The organism is Acinetobacter piscicola (assembly GCF_015218165.1).
Taxonomy (GTDB): domain Bacteria; phylum Pseudomonadota; class Gammaproteobacteria; order Pseudomonadales; family Moraxellaceae; genus Acinetobacter; species Acinetobacter piscicola_A.
Window position 1 is genome coordinate 3,543,669 of sequence record NZ_CP048659.1, and the last position, 17,116, is coordinate 3,560,784.

Here is a 17,116-nt window from a genome sequence, read left to right on the forward strand (position 1 = left end):
AAATATGTGACACTATTGTACATATTGTGACTATTTTTGGTTAAAATACCGTCATAAGATGAGTTTCTTAGACAAAAATAATATCCTTGGTGGGGGAATACAATGAAATCACGTACTGTTCAATTATTTATGCTTGGCTTAACCTTAGGTTTAGGTCTAGAAGCAGCGCAAGCTGCTGCGATTGCAAACAACCAAAATACAACAGCATTTCAAGTGATCACAGACAAAAAATCACCGATTGAAAAAGCCTTAAGTCAGCAAAAACGTGAAGGCAAACTACTTTTAAATCAAGATGATATTAAAGTTTTTACGTCTTTAAAAACACCTGCATCACAAAACTTTCTAGCAGAACAGCACCAACGTTTTTCTCGTTTTGTACAAGCAATTTTTCAACCGCATAACTCTTAATTTTAACTCCTTTAGACTGTTTTAAATCCTCATTCCCCCAAGAATGAACACGCCCTATCGTTTATTGGTGAATTAAACCTTAAGCAATAGGGCTTTTTCGTTATAATAGTGCCAATTTACATTCTGAATAATAGTTGATTATGACCGTTCGTACCCGTATTGCTCCGTCTCCAACAGGCTTTCCTCATGTAGGTACAGCTTATATTGCGTTATTTAACCTGTGTTTTGCTAAACAACATGGTGGTGAATTTATTCTACGCATCGAAGACACTGACCAATTACGTTCTACCCCTGAATCTGAACAAATGATTTTAGACTCATTGCGTTGGTTAGGTTTAAATTGGTCGGAAGGTCCAGATGTGGGTGGTCCACATGCACCCTATCGCCAATCTGAGCGTATGGGCATCTATAAACAATATGCACTTGATTTAGTTGAAAAGGGTCATGCTTTCTACTGTTTTGCAACCCCAGAAGAACTTGATCAAATGCGTGCAGAACAGCAAGCACGTGGTGAAAGTCCGCGTTATGACGGACGTGGTTTATTACTTTCAGAAGAAGAAGTACAACGCCGTTTAGCAGCAGGTGAAGCACATGTCATTCGTATGAAAGTGCCAACCGAAGGCATTTGTAAATTTAACGATATGCTACGTGGTGAAGTTGAAATTCCATGGGCGCAAGTCGACATGCAAATTTTACTCAAAACTGATGGTTTACCAACTTACCACTTAGCCAATGTCGTGGATGACCACTTGATGGAAATCACGCATGTCATTCGTGGTGAAGAATGGATTCCTTCTGCACCTAAGCATCAATTATTGTATCAATATTTTGGCTGGGAGATGCCTGTACTCTGCCATATGCCGTTGTTACGTAATCCTGATAAATCAAAATTATCTAAACGTAAAAACCCAACATCAATTAATTACTATAAAAATATTGGTGTGCTACCTGAAGCCCTATTGAACTATTTAGGTCGTATGGGTTGGTCAATGCCTGATGAGCGTGAAAAATTCACTTTGGCTGAAATGATCGAACACTTTGACATTCAACGTGTATCTTTGGGTGGACCAATCTTTGATGTGGAAAAACTCAATTGGTTAAATGGTCAATGGATCAAAGGTCTCAGCCCTTCTGAACTGCTAGATACATTATTGGCATGGAAATCTGACCGTCAAACTTTAGAAGATATTGCTGCTGCTATTCAACCACGCATCAATTTATTGTCTGAAGCAGTCAATTGGGCAGGTTTTTATTTCAACCAATTCCCAAACATTACCAAAGAACAATTTGAAAGCAAAAAATTGACGGAAGAACAAGTTCGTCAAAGCTTACAATTTGCCATTTGGCGTTTAGAGAACATGTTTACATGGAACAATGACACGGTTAGCCAAACCCTCATGGATTTGGCAAATCAGATGGAAATCAAACTACGTGACTTTATGCCAACCTTCTTTATTGCCATTGCAGGTTCAACCTCTTCAACCCCTGTCATGCAGTCTATGGTCACCATTGGTCCAGATTTAACCTTTGCTCGTTTACGTCATGCGCTTGAAATTGTCGGCGTTCCGAGCAAAAAAGAAACAAAAGCGTGGGAAAAACTCAATGAAAGCTTAAAATTGCCGAAAAATGATGCAGTTGATGAAGCTTAATGAATTTTTTAGTTGACGCATGGGCGTTATACCCCTAATATAGCGCCCATACAGCGAGATGGTTGAAAAACTTAATCCTGTTGCCTCATAAGTTCCTATCGTCTAGAGGCCTAGGACATCGCCCTTTCACGGCGGTAACCGGGGTTCGAATCCCCGTAGGAACGCCAAATTCGAAAAAGCCACTGACATATTCAGTGGCTTTTTTATTGCCAAAAATTTTTTATTTTGATCACAATCCGCTAAAATCAAATCAGAAAATATCATGTGGAGTCGCAATGCAATACCGTTGCCCAAAATGCCAAAGTTCTAAAATTCTTCCTGTTGCTAACGGTAACACCGCAGCAGTTCGCCCTGTAGTACCTAAAAGCTTGGTTATCCTCATTCCTGCCGTATTTGTATTATTACTTTTAGTGATCATTAGTATTGCAATGTGGATCTTTGGTGATGGTGCTGGACAAACTCTACAAATTGCAACTGTAGTGGCTTTCCTGATCTGTGTCATTGCAGGTGTATTTTTTTGGCGTGATCTACCTGACTTTAAAATTTCAATGCAATCTTTTATGAATGCCAATAAACATTGGAAATGCCGTGAATGCAACCATGAATGGCATATTCAATAATTAAAAAGAGATCAAGCCACACTCATATTCATTTAATGTGAATGTGAGTGTGTAGATCCCTCATCATCACGATGTGTATCTGGTTTTGCATGCTCATGAGTAAGCGCCACACATTCGTTATCTTCAATTTGCAACGTCATTTCAGTGATCCCGTATTCATGACTCAGCAGCTCTAAAGCTTGTTGATATAATGCATTACGATCCGCTGTTGGAGCCAATAAATGCACAGTTAAATGTACATTTTTGGAGCTAATCGCCCATACTTTCAATTGATGGATACTCTCCACCCCCTGCAGAGATAATAAGTCTTGGCGTAATTTCTCAATATCAATTTCTTCAGGCACACCTTCCAATAAAATATTGATACTTTGTTTGAGTAAAGTCCAAGCACGTGGCAAAACCCAAAATCCGATCAATACCGCGATCAAGGTATCCACCCACACCCATCCAGTAAAATAGATCAGTGCTGCCCCAATAATTACACCAATAGAACCAAGCGCATCACTGAATACCTCCAAATAAGCCCCTTTTACATTAAGGCTATCTTTGGCACTCGACATTAAAATCTTCATTGAAATGAGATTAATCACCAAGCCAATCACAGCAACTATCAACATTCCTAAACTTTGAATTTCTGGCGGCTGACTAAAACGTTGATATGCCTCATAGAGAATATAAATCGCTACCATGAACAACATAGAAGCATTGAACAATGCAGCTAAAATCTCAAAACGCTGATAACCAAAAGTGCGCTTATCATCTGCAGGCAGTTTTCCAACTCGAATCGCAACCAATGCGATCGCTAAGGCAGCAGCATCTGTAAACATATGGGCCGCATCTGACAACAATGCCAAACTCTGTGTTAAAAAGCCTGCAATGACTTCGACAACCAAAAATAGCGTCGTAAGAATAAGCGCAATCGTGAGTTTTTTTGCATTTTGCTCTGTCACAACCGCATGACTGTGGTCATGCCCATGATGATCACTCATTCCACTACCTCAGCCTATAAAAGCAACGATTTTTTGATTGTAACGTCTCAATATGAAAAAAACAGTACTTTAAACGCTTAACGCATATTCACTTATTCACGTTTCTATTCACATTTTTCAAAACGCGCTCATAAATATCTAAATCATTAATTTTACAAAAATTTACTCTATAATAAATTTCAATAACACACAAAATAAATCATAACTATTTATAAATTAAAAATATATAAACAAATAAATTAAATAAAACATCCCTCATATTTTTGTACATTCACTCAACACCAACAGATAAAAATTTAATTTATTTTAAAAATAAATGATCCTTCAAAGAATTTACAGATCGTTCGTTCTTTTATATATAAACTCATACATTCATATATTGACAAATTACAATTTATTATTTGAAAAAACTAAAAAAAACGCTACATTATTGATATCTACTTTAGATTCAAAGGTAGTAATGACAAAACTTTGTTAATGGATTAGCAAGGAGGTTTATATGTTAGTACATATTTTTAAACGCTTTTTAGAAAGCACTTCATCGCACTCAATGACTGAGATCAACATAAACGATGAAGCTCTACTCAATGGACGACCATCATCTAGCTGTTCAATAGAAAATCATGACACTCGCAACATCATGTGGGGCTATCTACGTGCTGCTTTACGCGGTGATCAAGAAGCACAATATCAAATGGGCTTAAACTATCTCAATGGACATTTAGGTTTAGATCGTAGCTATATTCATGCAGAGAAGTGGCTAGAACAAGCTGCTCATCAAGGACATCCTTTTGCAAAGGAAGAACTGAAAAAAGCATATAATCAATTGGCATTTTCATAATTATCTTGACCTAAACCAATTTATTTTGAACATTTACTAAGAATTTTTTAAGTTTAGAGCGACACAATGATAATCATGTAACCTCATAAGTTTCTTGAAAACTTGTGAGAACCTACTAGAAAAAGCAAAAGGGTGTTTTTTTTGCTTTTTCTTTATCAGTAACTTATTGTCTTGCGAGCACAATAAAATGGATTTTAATCAATTACAGCGTTATATAAAAAAATCTATTATCTCTTACTTTTCAACAAGTCTTGTGCTACATCGCCATTTGTTTTCTGAATCCCTGCGCAGTTATCAACGTGCCCAACATTTTGAACATTTATCTGTAAATAGCTTTTCATCGCTACCCTATACACTGACAGAGGAAAATCCGAATAGCCATCAACGCAATGCGATTTGGTATTTTTTAAATGCTGCATTACAAGGTTATAGTACCGCCCAGTTCAAATTGGGTATGCTGTATCTCAATGGTCAATTGGGGTTAGAACCCAATCTAGAAAAAGCAGAAATGTGGTTAAATTTAGCTGCAAATCAAGGACATATTGAAGCATCAAATGAGCTTAGCAAGCTTTATTACTTAATCAAAATAAATGCTTAAGATTGATCAATTCAATACTTTGGACTTTAAATAATACAGCATAATAAAAAACCAGCATTAAAGCTGGTTTTTTATGTTCAACATGGTGATTTATACACCAATTTTACGATATTTTTGACGCTTAGTTACAAGGTCATCGCCATCACGTTTACGACGGTATTCTTCAAATTCAGCATAGTTACCTGTGAAGAATTCTGGTGTTTCACCTTCGAATGACAAGATGTGTGTTGCAATACGGTCTAAGAACCAACGGTCATGCGAGATCACCATCACTGTACCTGGGAATACCAAAATTGCATCCTCAAGCGCACGTAAAGTTTCGATGTCCAAGTCGTTTGACGGTTCATCGAGTAAAATCACGTTTGCACCCATTTGCAGGATTTTTGCAAGTTGTAAACGGTTACGCTCACCACCTGACAATTGACCTACACGTTTTTGCTGATCTTGCCCTTTAAAGTTAAAGCGACCGATATACGCACGTGATGCAATTTCATATTCACCGATCCGTAAGATGTCTAAACCGCCAGAAACTTCTTCCCAAACCGTTTTGTTGTCATCAAGCGTGTCACGAATCTGACCCACGTAAGCCACTTTAACTGACTCACCTAGCACTACAGTACCTGTGTCAGGTTGTTGCTCACCTGTCATCATGCGGAATAGTGTAGTTTTACCCGCACCGTTTTCACCCACAATACCCACAATCGCAGCAGGTGGAACAACAAAGGATAAATCTTTATAAAGCGTACGATCACCAAACGATTTGCTAATGCCTTCCACTTCTACAACCTTGTTACCTAGGCGTGGACCAGGTGGAATGTAGATTTCAGAAGTTTCATTACGCTGTTGGAACTCACGTGAGTTAAGCTCTTCAAAACGCTCCATACGCGCTTTGTTTTTCTTTTGCTGACCTTTGGCATTTGAACGAACCCATTCAAGTTCTTTTTTCAATGCTTTAGCAAAAGATTCTTCTTGCTTATTCTCTTGCTCTAAACGTGCATTTTTCTGCTCTAACCAAGAAGAATAGTTCCCTTGATAAGGAATACCCATACCACGGTCAAGTTCAAGAATCCACTCAGCCACGTTGTCCAAGAAGTAACGGTCATGCGTAATCGCCACGATCGTACCTGGGAAATCTTTCAAGAAACGTTCTAACCATGCAACAGATGATGCATCCAAATGGTTCGTCGGTTCATCAAGAAGCAACATGTCTGGTTTAGACAACAGCAAACGGCACAGTGCAACACGACGGCGCTCACCACCAGATAACTTAGATACGTCTGCATCCCAAGCTGGAAGGTTTAACGCAGCAGCAGCTTGGTCCATTTGGTTGACAATATTATGTGCATCCCAAGCATGGATAATCGCTTCCAACTTCTCTTGCTCTTTTGCAAGCGCATCGAAGTCAGCATCTTCAGCCGCATATTCAGCAAATACTTCGTCAAGACGCGCCAAAGCATCCAATGGTTCACGTAAACCATCTTCAACGTTACCACGCACGTCTTTAGTTTCGTCTAATGGTGGTTCTTGCTCTAAATAACCAATTTTAATACCTGGCTGTGCACGTGCTTCACCTGAGAAATCTTTATCTACGCCCGCCATAATACGAAGCAAGGTAGATTTACCTGCACCGTTTAAACCAAGCACACCAATTTTTGCGCCTGGAAAGAATGATAAAGAGATGTCTTTTAAGATTTCGCGTTTCGGCGGAACCATCTTCGACACACGGTTCATCGTGTAAATGTATTGGGCCACGTAGGACTCCTCAATAGAAAACCAAATGGTGGAGTTCGCATTTTTCCTAAAAAATCAGGATAATTGCCAACTCCATGCTCAATGAGCAAAAAAATAATCGCTGCATTATACGATGAAAGTCCCTAAAACATAAGGTATGTCACCCATCTTGTATAGAATGTTACAACAATTTTTCTGTTTAATTTTAAATCAAAGCCTAACAGTATGAATGCTTTTCAGTATTCAATGAAAAACAATCATCTATATGAAATTTTTAGATAAATATTCATTATATTTGCGCTTTATTTCATATCAATAAATGCTAAACTGATTTCATATTTAACTCACGAAGATGACGTAACTATGACGTATAAGGATGAAACGCTCGCGATTCATGCAGGTTATACACCTGAAGCGACCACTAAAGCTGTGGCTGTGCCTATTTATCAAACCACTTCTTATGCTTTTGATGACACCCAACATGGCGCAGATTTATTTGACCTTAAAGTTCAGGGCAATATCTACACACGGATCATGAACCCAACCACTGCCGTTTTAGAGCAACGTCTTGCTGCACTTGAAGGGGGAATTGGGGCTTTGGCATTGGCTTCGGGTATGTCCGCCATTACTTATTCTATTCAAACCATCGCTGAAGCGGGTGACAATATTGTTTCTGTTTCAACGCTTTATGGTGGAACGTATAACCTATTTGCACACACCCTTCCAAAGCAAGGCATCGAAGTTCGTTTCTTCGATTATCAAAAACCTGAAAGTTTGCATGATCTGATTGATGACAAAACTAAATTGGTTTTTGTAGAGTCGATTGGTAACCCGCTTGGGAATATCATTGATCTTGAAGCGATTTCAAAAATTGCCCATGAATATGGCGTACCCGTGATTGTAGACAACACAGTTGCGACACCCGCCCTACTCAAACCCTTTGAACATGGGGCAGACATCGTTGTACACTCATTAACCAAATATATTGGTGGTCATGGTAACTCTATCGGTGGCGCGATTGTGGACAGTGGTAAATTCCCGTGGGGTAAATATCCTGAACGCTTTAAAGTGCTCAATACGCCTGATCCAAGTTATCACGGTGTGAACTACGTAGAAGCTTTAGGTGAGGCGGCGTATATTGCACGTGCCCGTGTTGTACCATTACGCAATACCGGTGCTGCGATCAGTCCTCTAAGCGTTTTCCTGATTCTTCAAGGTTTAGAAACATTAAACTTGCGTATGGAACGTCATACTGAAAATGCACAAAAAGTGGCTGAATATTTACAAGCACATTCAAAAGTGAAATGGGTCAATTACGCAGGTTTAAAAGACCATCCACAACATGCTTTGGCACAAAAATATGTCAAAGGTAAACCCTCTGCTATTTTATCTTTTGGTGTGCAAGATGGCCGTGAAGGTGGAACTCGCTTCATTGATGCATTACAACTTTTCACTCGCTTAGTGAATATCGGTGATGCGAAAAGTTTGGCGTGCCACCCTGCAACAACAACCCATCGCCAGCTCAATGAAGATGAACTCAAAGCTGCGGGCGTCAGCATTGATATGGTCCGCTTATCTGTGGGTATTGAGCATATTGATGATTTAATTGCCGATTTAGCACAAGCACTTGACAAAGTATAATTTTCAAACACTTAAAAGACCTGAACTCAGGTCTTTTTTGCTTTTTAGACGCAATCCATGTATGTTGATCATTCTATTATGAAAATTCAAAAAATAGAGCTTTTACTCTAAAAATTACTTTATATTCATATATTTATTTATAGCGTTTTCATTATTTTCCGTTAAACTTGCCGCTTATAGAGTCTCGTTTTTCATAATGATTCACACACCTCTGTTTCATGGCATATTTTATTTACAGGGAAAATAAATATGAACAAAAAACTAGAACAACTTTTCCAACAAAAAGTACAGGATAAAGTCGTTTTAATCACAGGCGCATCGAGTGGTATTGGTTTAACCGTTGCACATAAACTTGCAGATGCAGGTGCACATGTTCTTTTGGTCTCACGCACCGAAGAAACACTAAAAAAAGTGCAAGCAGACATTCAAGCCAAGGGCGGAAAAGCAGATATTTTCCCATGTGATTTGAATGATATGGATGCCATCGATATCGTATCCAAACAGATTATCTCATCTGTCGATCATATTGATATTTTGATCAACAATGCAGGGCGTTCGATTCGCCGTGCAGTACATGAGTCCATTGATCGTTTTCACGACTTTGAACGCACTATGCAGTTAAATTATTTTGGTGCAGTACGTTTAGTGCTCAATATTTTACCGCAAATGATGCATCGTAAAAATGGTCAGATTATCAATATCAGTTCGATTGGCGTATTGGCAAATGCCACTCGCTTCTCAGCATATGTTGCATCAAAAGCAGCATTGGATGCGTTTAGCCGCTGCCTATCTGCCGAAGTGCATTCACATAAGATTGCGATTACCTCGGTCTACATGCCACTTGTGCGTACACCAATGATTGCACCGACCAAAATTTATAAATATGTGCCGACCCTTTCGCCTGAACAAGCCGCAGATTTGATTGCTTATGCAATCGTGAAGCGTCCGAAAAAAGTGGCAACTCATCTTGGACGTCTGGCATCAATTACTTACTCGATTGCGCCTGAGATTAATAACAAACTGATGTCGATTGGTTTTAATTTATTCCCAAGCTCAAGTGCTTCTGTTGGGAAGAAGGAAAAATTAAATCTCGTACAAAAAGCGTATGCACGTTTATTCCCTGGTGAGCATTGGTAATCTTGATTACTAAGCCATAAAAAACCGCCTTTTGGCGGTTTTTTATTCCACAAGATTCAAACTTATTTTGAACCTTTAATCCCTGCTTGTAATAACAACGCACCTAAACCACCGATTTTATTTTCTTGTGGTTTCGCAGCTTGCGGTTTCTTATCTTGACGTGGTTTGTCTTTATGGTCATGACGATGATGCGGACGATCACCTTGTGGGCGTTTGCCTTGAGGTTTGCGCTCACCACGTTGTTCGCCATGGGCATTATTGAACTCACGTTTTTGACGTGGTGCTTTTGCAGGTGCTTCTGAACCCTCAGGACGCATTGACAAATTCACACGATTACGCTCAGCATCTACAGTCAATACACGCACTTGTACGATTTGACCTGGACGAACCACTTTATGTGGATCAGATACAAATTCATTTGCCAATTCAGAGATATGCACTAAGCCATCTTGATGCACACCCACATCCACGAATGCACCAAAGTTAGTGACATTGGTAATGACACCTTCAAGTTGCATACCTTCTGCAAGCTGACCCACTTCAGTAATATCATCACGGAATTTTGCTGTACGGAATTCAGGACGTGGATCACGACCTGGTTTTTCAAGTTCGCTCAAGACGTCTTGAATGGTTGGTAAACCAAATTTGTCATCTGCAAAATCTTCTGCTTTAACTTGGCGAATGATTTCGGTATTACCAATAATATCTTTCACTGTGGTTGCTTTCGCTTCCACAATTCTGTTCACCAAACCATATGATTCAGGGTGTACAGCCGAAGCGTCTAGCGGCTCTGAGCCGTCCTGAATCCGCAAGAAACCTGCAGCTTGTTCAAAGGTACGCTCACCCAAACGAGGTACATTTTTCAAGGCTTGACGGTTGTCAAAACGACCATTTTCTTTACGGAAATCGACAATTTGCTGTGCAATCGCTTTGTTTAAACCCGCGATATAACCCAAGATCGCAGCAGATGCCGTATTGACATCAACACCCACAGAGTTCACACAGTCTTCAACAACCGCTTCAAGGGTTTTTGCCAAACCTGTTTGGTTAACATCGTGTTGGTACTGACCCACACCAATTGATTTTGGATCAATTTTCACAAGCTCTGCTAACGGGTCTTGCAAACGACGTGCAATTGAAACTGCACCACGAATAGACACATCTAAATCAGGCAACTCATTCGATGCCAATTCAGAAGCTGAATACACCGATGCACCTGCTTCAGATACAGTTACACGAGTCAATTTCAAGTCAGAATTTGCAGTCATCATCTCTGCGATCACCGCTTCTGTTTCACGGCTTGCAGTACCATTACCAATGGCAATCAGGTCAACATTGAATTCACGGCATAGACGTGCAAGTTCAGTGATTGAACCTTCTTTATCTTCTTTTGGTGCAAATGGATAAATGACACTGTGTGCAACGACATCACCAGACTCATTCACAACTGCAAGTTTTACACCTGTGCGAATGCCAGGGTCTACACCCAAAGTACAACGCGAACCCGCAGGTGCAGAAAGTAACAAATGACGTAAGTTTTCAGCAAATACATTCATCGCTTCTGCTTCAGCAGCAAGACGTTTTTCTGTCAATAATGAATGTTCAATCGTCGGACGTACTTTACCGAGCCAGAATAATTTTGCAGTTTGTTTTAAGAAATCCTGTCGAGTCTGTGGTTGTACCGTTTCAAGATCATATTCAGTTTCAATACGTGCCAATGGTGCATCATCTTGCCCATCAACTTTTAAGCCCAAGACATTTTCTTGACGACCACGTAACATTGCCAATAAACGATGTGAAGGGACTTTATTTAAATTTTCAGAGAAATCGAAGTAATCACGGAATTTTTTACCGACTTCTTTTTTCTCATCACTTGCGACTAGACTTTTAAGGACTGCTGTTTTGGCAAATGTTGCTTTTAACTCAGTCGTTAACGCAATATTTTGTGCCCAATCGTCAATAATGATGTGTTGAATTGCATCCAGCTGGCTGTCAAGATCTGCATAGTCTTCATGGCTAAAGCCTGCTAATGCTTCTGTAGGGTCAACATTTTCACTGAGAATTTTCTCAGCAATCGGACCTAAACCTGCTTCTTTCGCTTTAAACGACTTACTGGTACGTTTTGGACGATAAGGCGCATAAATTTCTTCTAATGCATTTTTTGTTTCCGCAGCGTTCACACGTGCAAGTAAGTCATCAGAAAGTTTGTCTTGTTCTTTCAGTGATTCGATCACTTTTTCACGGCGCTCATACAAATCACGTAAATATGTTAAGCGTGTATCGAGTTGGCGTAACTGCGCGTCGTCTAAGCCTTGCGTCACTTCTTTACGGTAACGTGCGATAAATGGAACACTGGCACCTTCATCAATCAGTTGAATGGCAGCTTCTACTTGGTTTGGACGTACGGCAAGCTCACTTGCCAACTGCTGAACTACGTCAGTCATCGTATTTAATTCCACAAGGATAAGGACTAAAAGTTAGTGATTATAAAGACCAAGACCATAAAATCCACAATTGTTTTGCAATTTTCCAATGAAAAAAATGATAAAAGTATAGATTTAGTCAGTTTTCACGCCGTATTTAAGCAAAATAAGGCTTGAAAAAATGATGTTTTATCCCCATCTACTTTAGAAGAAGCCAAGTTCTAAGCTGTGTTAAAGCTTTGTTTATCAAGTCTCAACGTATATTCCTAGATGATTTTTGATTTTTAAAATGACAAATCATGCCGTATCTCCATAACGCTTTTTTACAAAACGTTGTTTTTTGATAAATACTCAAAAATGTTCAAGCAAATGTAAAAAATGAGGTTTTCTTGAGTCTTGCCAACATTTTATAAAATTTAGCCAAACCATTTAAATTCACGAAAATTTTATTTGCATATCAAGCACTTTTTTACGTATAAACAAATGAAGCTCACAATGATTGATAGATGTTGTTATTTGGTTTCAAATCGGGCTTAAAATTGTAATTTTGAGCAAATTGATACATAGTCTTAACAAGAACTTAGGCATTATACTGAGATATACCAATATTTATAATTGATAACATTAAGGGAGTGCATCATGAGTTTGGTTGTACCTGCTGAAAATACTGATGTCGTACAAAACGAAACTGACCGAGTCGAACGCATTTTAGTGGTCGATGATGATGTACGTTTGCGTACCCTTTTGCAGCGCTTTTTGGAAGATAAAGGCTTTGTGGTTAAAACTGCCCACGATGCCACCCAAATGGATCGTTTATTACAACGTGAATTATTTTCACTGATTGTGCTCGATTTTATGCTGCCTGTAGAAGACGGTTTAAGCATTTGTCGTCGTTTACGTCAGTCTAATATTGACACCCCGATCATTATGCTCACAGCACGTGGCAGCGATTCTGACCGTATTGCTGGCTTAGAAGCGGGCGCGGATGACTATTTACCAAAACCATTTAATCCAAATGAATTATTGGCACGTATCCGTGCAGTACTGCGCCGTCAAGTGCGTGAAGTACCTGGTGCACCAAGTCAAAACGTAGAAGTTGTGTCATTTGGTCCATGGTCATTAGATTTATCTACACGTACCCTGACCCGTGAAGGTCAAGTGGTGACATTAACTACGGGTGAATTTGCCGTGCTTAAGGCATTGGTCCAACATCCACGTGAACCTTTGACTCGCGATAAATTGATGAATCTTGCCCGTGGTCGTGAATGGGGGGCAATGGAGCGTTCTATTGATGTGCAAGTCTCCCGTTTACGCCGCTTGATTGAAGAAAATCCTGCTCGTGCACGTTATATTCAGACGGTTTGGGGTGTGGGTTATGTCTTCGTTCCAGATGGTGCTGAATAAGTCACTCTAATTCATTGCTATGAATCTGTTTAAAAAAGTGCTGATCATCTTCTCTGGCTTGAATATCATCAGCATTTTTTACTTTTAGATTGATCAATTTCCACCTATAACAATCATTATAGTTTTGCATTTGATCAACTTTTTCTCATTAGCTCATGACTTTTATTTAGCTTAAGCACTTTTATTTTATTTAATAAGTTAATTTTGACCAATCTGATTGCTATTATTTTAAGTTGAGGTTTAGATCATTTCAATCTTACTATTGGCGATCAGCAACGGCTTAAACACGCATAACCGAACATTTTTGAGCTTGACCTAAACGCCACGTACATTACACTGAAATCAATCAAAATATTGCACAGCATGGGAATGCCTCTGTGAAATTAGACCCAATCGATCCACAAGCTTTTTCTGAATTTTCTGCTTATCAAGAAAAGAAACGTACGCCTTGGGAACGCTTTCTTGACAAAATCAAGCCGCGTTCTGCAGCCATGCGTACCACGGTTTTGGTTTTATTTGTGGTATTTTTCAGTTTATTTATGTCTTTATGGTTCTTTTGGAAAACTTTATATTTACCTGAAATTCAACAACATGCACGCTTTTTAGCCGTTGAATTAGAAATGGTAAATAATCCACGCTTGCAAATTTATCATGATGAGGTTCAACTTGATATTGATGAATGGCTCAAACAACGTGTAGGTGTCGAATACATTACGGACCCAAAAGAATATCCGAATGTAAAAGATAAAATCATTGCAGATTTCTTTACCAATCGCATTGAGCATCAACTCGCTCAAGAACTTGGCCTCAAAGATGTAACCGTTTACTTCCAATTTAAGCCTAGCCCACGGATTTGGGTGCAAACCCCTGAAATGAATGGCAACTGGGTTCGTGAACCCCTAAAAACGTATGCCAACTATAGTCCTGAGCTGATTTTGGGTTGGTTATTGGGCGTTCCATTGATTGCTGCAGCCATTATTTTAACCTTGGTGAGACAGCTCAATCGCCCATTACGCCGGTTGCAAAATGCGGCAAATAATTATAGTAAAACAGGAAAAGCGCCCTATCTCGAAACCAATCATGGACCACAAGAAATTCGTGAGGTCAATCAAGCCTTTAACCATATGATTTATACTTTAGAGCAAACTGAACGTGATCGCCAAATCATGCTCGCAGGGATTTCTCATGACTTACGCACTCCACTGACCCGTATCCGTCTCAGTGCTGAAATGATGCCTGATGAAGACTTTTTAAAAGAGGGCTTAATTTATGATGTTGAGGATATGGATGCGATTTTGAACCAATTTATTTCCTATATGCGAGATGGTTCTGATGAAGAATTACAAGAAACTGATATTAATAGCCTGTTGCAAGAGCTAAGTATTCAGTTTAAACCTCTCGATATTCGCTTCACCCCTCAAGAAATTCCGAAAATTTCAGCTCGATCCTTATCTTTAAAACGTCTGATTGGTAACTTGATTAATAACTCAAAACGCTACGGTGCTGAACCGATTGAACTTGCAGCATATGTAGAAGATGAGAAAATTAAAATCAGTGTGTCTGATCATGGTGAAGGGATTCCTGAAGACCAAATTGCAGATCTCATGCAACCTTTTGTACGTGGCAATGCCGCAAGAACTGTTCAAGGCAGTGGCTTAGGTTTAGCAATCGTGAAACGAATTGTTGACATTCACCAAGGTGAATTACAGATTCACAATCGTTCTGAAGGTGGTCTACAAGCAATTATTTCCTTACCTATTTCATCACCAGAGCCAGAAGAAAATATCGTAAATAATCCAATTCAAAAGATTAAGCAAACATTGAGTGATCGTTTTTAACTATTGCTCAATAAACAAACACTTAGCTTTGTTTGTTTTCCGAACAGCGACTATTATTTCCTTGCGAAATAATAACTTAAAAACCATCATTAAATTTTATACCCACATTTAGTGAAAAAATTAGACCTTAGCATTAGAGGCATGCACAATTTACTTTTAGGGCGGTACAATCCGTCTAGTTTTGAACAAGAATTGAGCGTAAACCATGTCTTTAGATCGTATTCGTTTAGCATCACTGCACAATAAAGTGATGAGCGCAGAACAAGCAGCCACCTTTATCCAAGATGGCATGACTGTTGGGATGAGTGGTTTTACCCGTGCAGGTGAAGCGAAAGCTGTACCTTTAGCACTCGTAGCACAAGCGGAAAAAAATCCGTTAAAAATCACCTTAATCACAGGCGCAAGTCTGGGTAACGATCTTGACAAAAAATTGACGGAAGCTGGCGTTTTAGCACGTCGTTTACCTTTCCAAGTCGATAACACACTACGTAAAGCCATCAACAAAGGCGAAGTGATGTTCATCGATCAACACTTGTCTGAAACTGTTGAGCAAATGCGTAATCTTCAGTTGAAAAAACCTGATGTGGCTGTGATTGAAGCTGTTGCAATCACTGAAGATGGCGGCATCATCCCAACAACGTCTGTGGGTAACTCTGCTAGCTTTGCTATTTTTGCTGAAAAAGTGATTGTTGAAATCAACACCAATTTAAGCCCTGCTTTCGAAGGCTTACACGATATTTATATTCCAACCTATCGCCCAACACGTCAGCCAATTCCATTGACTCACGTAGATGAACGCATTGGTACACCTGCAATCAATATCGACCCTTCAAAAATTGTAGGTATTGTATTTAATAATGATTTGCATGACTCTCCATCTACTGTGACTCAACCAGATGACGAGACTCAAGGCATTGCAAACCACTTGATTGCTTTCTTTGAAAAAGAAGTGGCTGAAGGTCGTCTACCAAAAGACTTAGGTCCATTACAAGCAGGTATCGGTTCAATTGCCAATGCAGTATTAACAGGTCTTAAAGAATCTAACTTCGAAGACTTAGTGATGTATTCAGAAGTACTACAAGACTGTACTTTTGAATTAATCGATGCAGGCAAAATGAAATTTGCTTCAGGTTCTTCAATTACGCTTTCTGCTAAATATGGCGAAAAAGTATTTAATAACCTTGAACAATACAAAGACAAACTGGTATTACGTCCACAGGAAATTTCAAACCATCCTGAATTGGTTCGTCGTTTAGGCATCATCGGGATCAACACTGCACTTGAGTTTGATATTTACGGCAACGTAAACTCGACGCATGTATGTGGTACAAAAATGATGAACGGGATCGGTGGTTCAGGTGACTTCGCACGTAATGCGCACCTTGCAATTTTCGTAACCAAATCGATTGCAAAAGGCGGCGACATTTCTTCTGTTGTCCCATTTGCTTCTCACGTTGACCATGCAGAACATGACGTTGACATCCTTGTGACTGAACAAGGTCTTGCAGACTTACGTGGTTTAGCGCCTCGTGAACGTGCTCGTGCCATCATCGATAACTGTGCGCACCCAATGTACCGTGATGCATTGAATGATTACTTTGATCGTGCATGTGAAAAAGGTGGTCAAACTCCTCACATTCTCCGTGAAGCACTTTCTTGGCACTCTAACTTTGAAGAAACAGGTCATATGTTGACTGCACAAACTCAAGAGAAAAAATCTGCTTAAGATGTTGAATTTTGAGTTGAAATAAGAAACGCCCGTGAGGGCGTTTTTTATTGCACAAATGGGAGATAATTGATATGCCCCTCTCTCTAACTCTCTCCCAAAGGGAAAGAG

Annotated in this window: 13 protein-coding genes and 1 tRNA gene; 11 read left to right on the forward strand and 3 right to left on the reverse strand. The window is 39.4% G+C overall.

Annotated features, from left to right (window positions below):
- Positions 1–102: 102 nt before the first annotated feature.
- The 4 genes from G0028_RS17570 (at position 103) to G0028_RS17585 (ending at position 2,677) form a co-directional block, all read left to right on the forward strand.
- The gene (locus G0028_RS17570; protein WP_180047108.1) at positions 103–408 is read left to right on the forward strand and encodes a DUF4179 domain-containing protein; all 306 of its coding nucleotides are present in this window, start codon (positions 103–105) and stop codon (positions 406–408) included.
- A gap of 140 nt (positions 409–548) precedes the next feature.
- Entirely contained in the window at positions 549–2,057 is a 1,509-nt protein-coding gene (gltX, locus tag G0028_RS17575) for a glutamate--tRNA ligase (protein ID WP_130072288.1), read from the forward strand.
- Between the two features lie 91 nt (positions 2,058–2,148).
- Positions 2,149–2,224: transfer RNA gene (locus tag G0028_RS17580), tRNA-Glu, on the forward strand.
- A gap of 108 nt (positions 2,225–2,332) precedes the next feature.
- Positions 2,333–2,677: a hypothetical protein gene (locus G0028_RS17585; protein WP_180047106.1), complete on the forward strand. Its 345-nt coding sequence runs from the start codon at positions 2,333–2,335 to the stop codon at positions 2,675–2,677.
- 32 nt (positions 2,678–2,709) lie between these two features.
- Here the strand turns inward: G0028_RS17585 and G0028_RS17590 are convergent, their stop codons facing one another.
- A complete protein-coding gene (locus G0028_RS17590; protein ID WP_180047104.1) occupies positions 2,710–3,666 on the reverse strand; it encodes a cation diffusion facilitator family transporter in 957 nt (318 codons plus the stop codon).
- 499 nt (positions 3,667–4,165) lie between these two features.
- Here G0028_RS17590 and G0028_RS17595 point away from each other — a divergent pair, with 499 nt between their 5' ends.
- On the forward strand, positions 4,166–4,507 hold the full coding sequence (locus G0028_RS17595; protein ID WP_180047102.1) for a tetratricopeptide repeat protein: 342 nt from the start codon (positions 4,166–4,168) through the stop codon (positions 4,505–4,507).
- A gap of 187 nt (positions 4,508–4,694) precedes the next feature.
- A complete protein-coding gene (locus G0028_RS17600) occupies positions 4,695–5,105 on the forward strand; it encodes a tetratricopeptide repeat protein (protein ID WP_165353027.1) in 411 nt (136 codons plus the stop codon).
- A gap of 90 nt (positions 5,106–5,195) precedes the next feature.
- Here G0028_RS17600 and ettA read toward each other — a convergent pair whose 3' ends face one another.
- On the reverse strand, positions 5,196–6,857 hold the full coding sequence (gene ettA / locus G0028_RS17605; protein ID WP_130072292.1) for an energy-dependent translational throttle protein EttA: 1,662 nt from the start codon (positions 6,855–6,857) through the stop codon (positions 5,196–5,198).
- Between the two features lie 342 nt (positions 6,858–7,199).
- Here ettA and G0028_RS17610 point away from each other — a divergent pair, with 342 nt between their 5' ends.
- A complete protein-coding gene (locus G0028_RS17610) occupies positions 7,200–8,477 on the forward strand; it encodes an O-acetylhomoserine aminocarboxypropyltransferase/cysteine synthase family protein (RefSeq protein WP_130072293.1) in 1,278 nt (425 codons plus the stop codon).
- 249 nt (positions 8,478–8,726) lie between these two features.
- Positions 8,727–9,614 carry an SDR family NAD(P)-dependent oxidoreductase gene (locus G0028_RS17615; RefSeq protein WP_180047100.1) on the forward strand — a complete coding sequence of 296 codons (888 nt, stop codon included), beginning with the start codon at positions 8,727–8,729 and terminating at the stop codon, positions 9,612–9,614.
- Positions 9,615–9,676: 62 nt separating this feature from the next.
- On the opposite strand, the gene G0028_RS17620 is transcribed toward G0028_RS17615, so the two are convergent.
- On the reverse strand, positions 9,677–12,058 hold the full coding sequence (locus tag G0028_RS17620) for a Tex family protein (protein ID WP_174493892.1): 2,382 nt from the start codon (positions 12,056–12,058) through the stop codon (positions 9,677–9,679).
- A 618-nt stretch (positions 12,059–12,676) separates the two neighbouring features.
- Between G0028_RS17620 and ompR the strand changes: the two genes are divergently transcribed.
- The 3 genes from ompR (at position 12,677) to G0028_RS17635 (ending at position 17,005) form a co-directional block, all read left to right on the forward strand.
- Positions 12,677–13,441: a two-component system response regulator OmpR gene (gene ompR, locus G0028_RS17625; RefSeq protein WP_111858908.1), complete on the forward strand. Its 765-nt coding sequence runs from the start codon at positions 12,677–12,679 to the stop codon at positions 13,439–13,441.
- A 377-nt stretch (positions 13,442–13,818) separates the two neighbouring features.
- Entirely contained in the window at positions 13,819–15,279 is a 1,461-nt protein-coding gene (locus G0028_RS17630) for an ATP-binding protein (protein WP_180047098.1), read from the forward strand.
- A gap of 205 nt (positions 15,280–15,484) precedes the next feature.
- Positions 15,485–17,005 (forward strand): acetyl-CoA hydrolase/transferase family protein, encoded by a 1,521-nt coding sequence (locus G0028_RS17635; RefSeq protein WP_174493893.1) that lies wholly within the window; start codon positions 15,485–15,487, stop codon positions 17,003–17,005.
- The last annotated feature ends 111 nt before the right edge of the window (positions 17,006–17,116 follow it).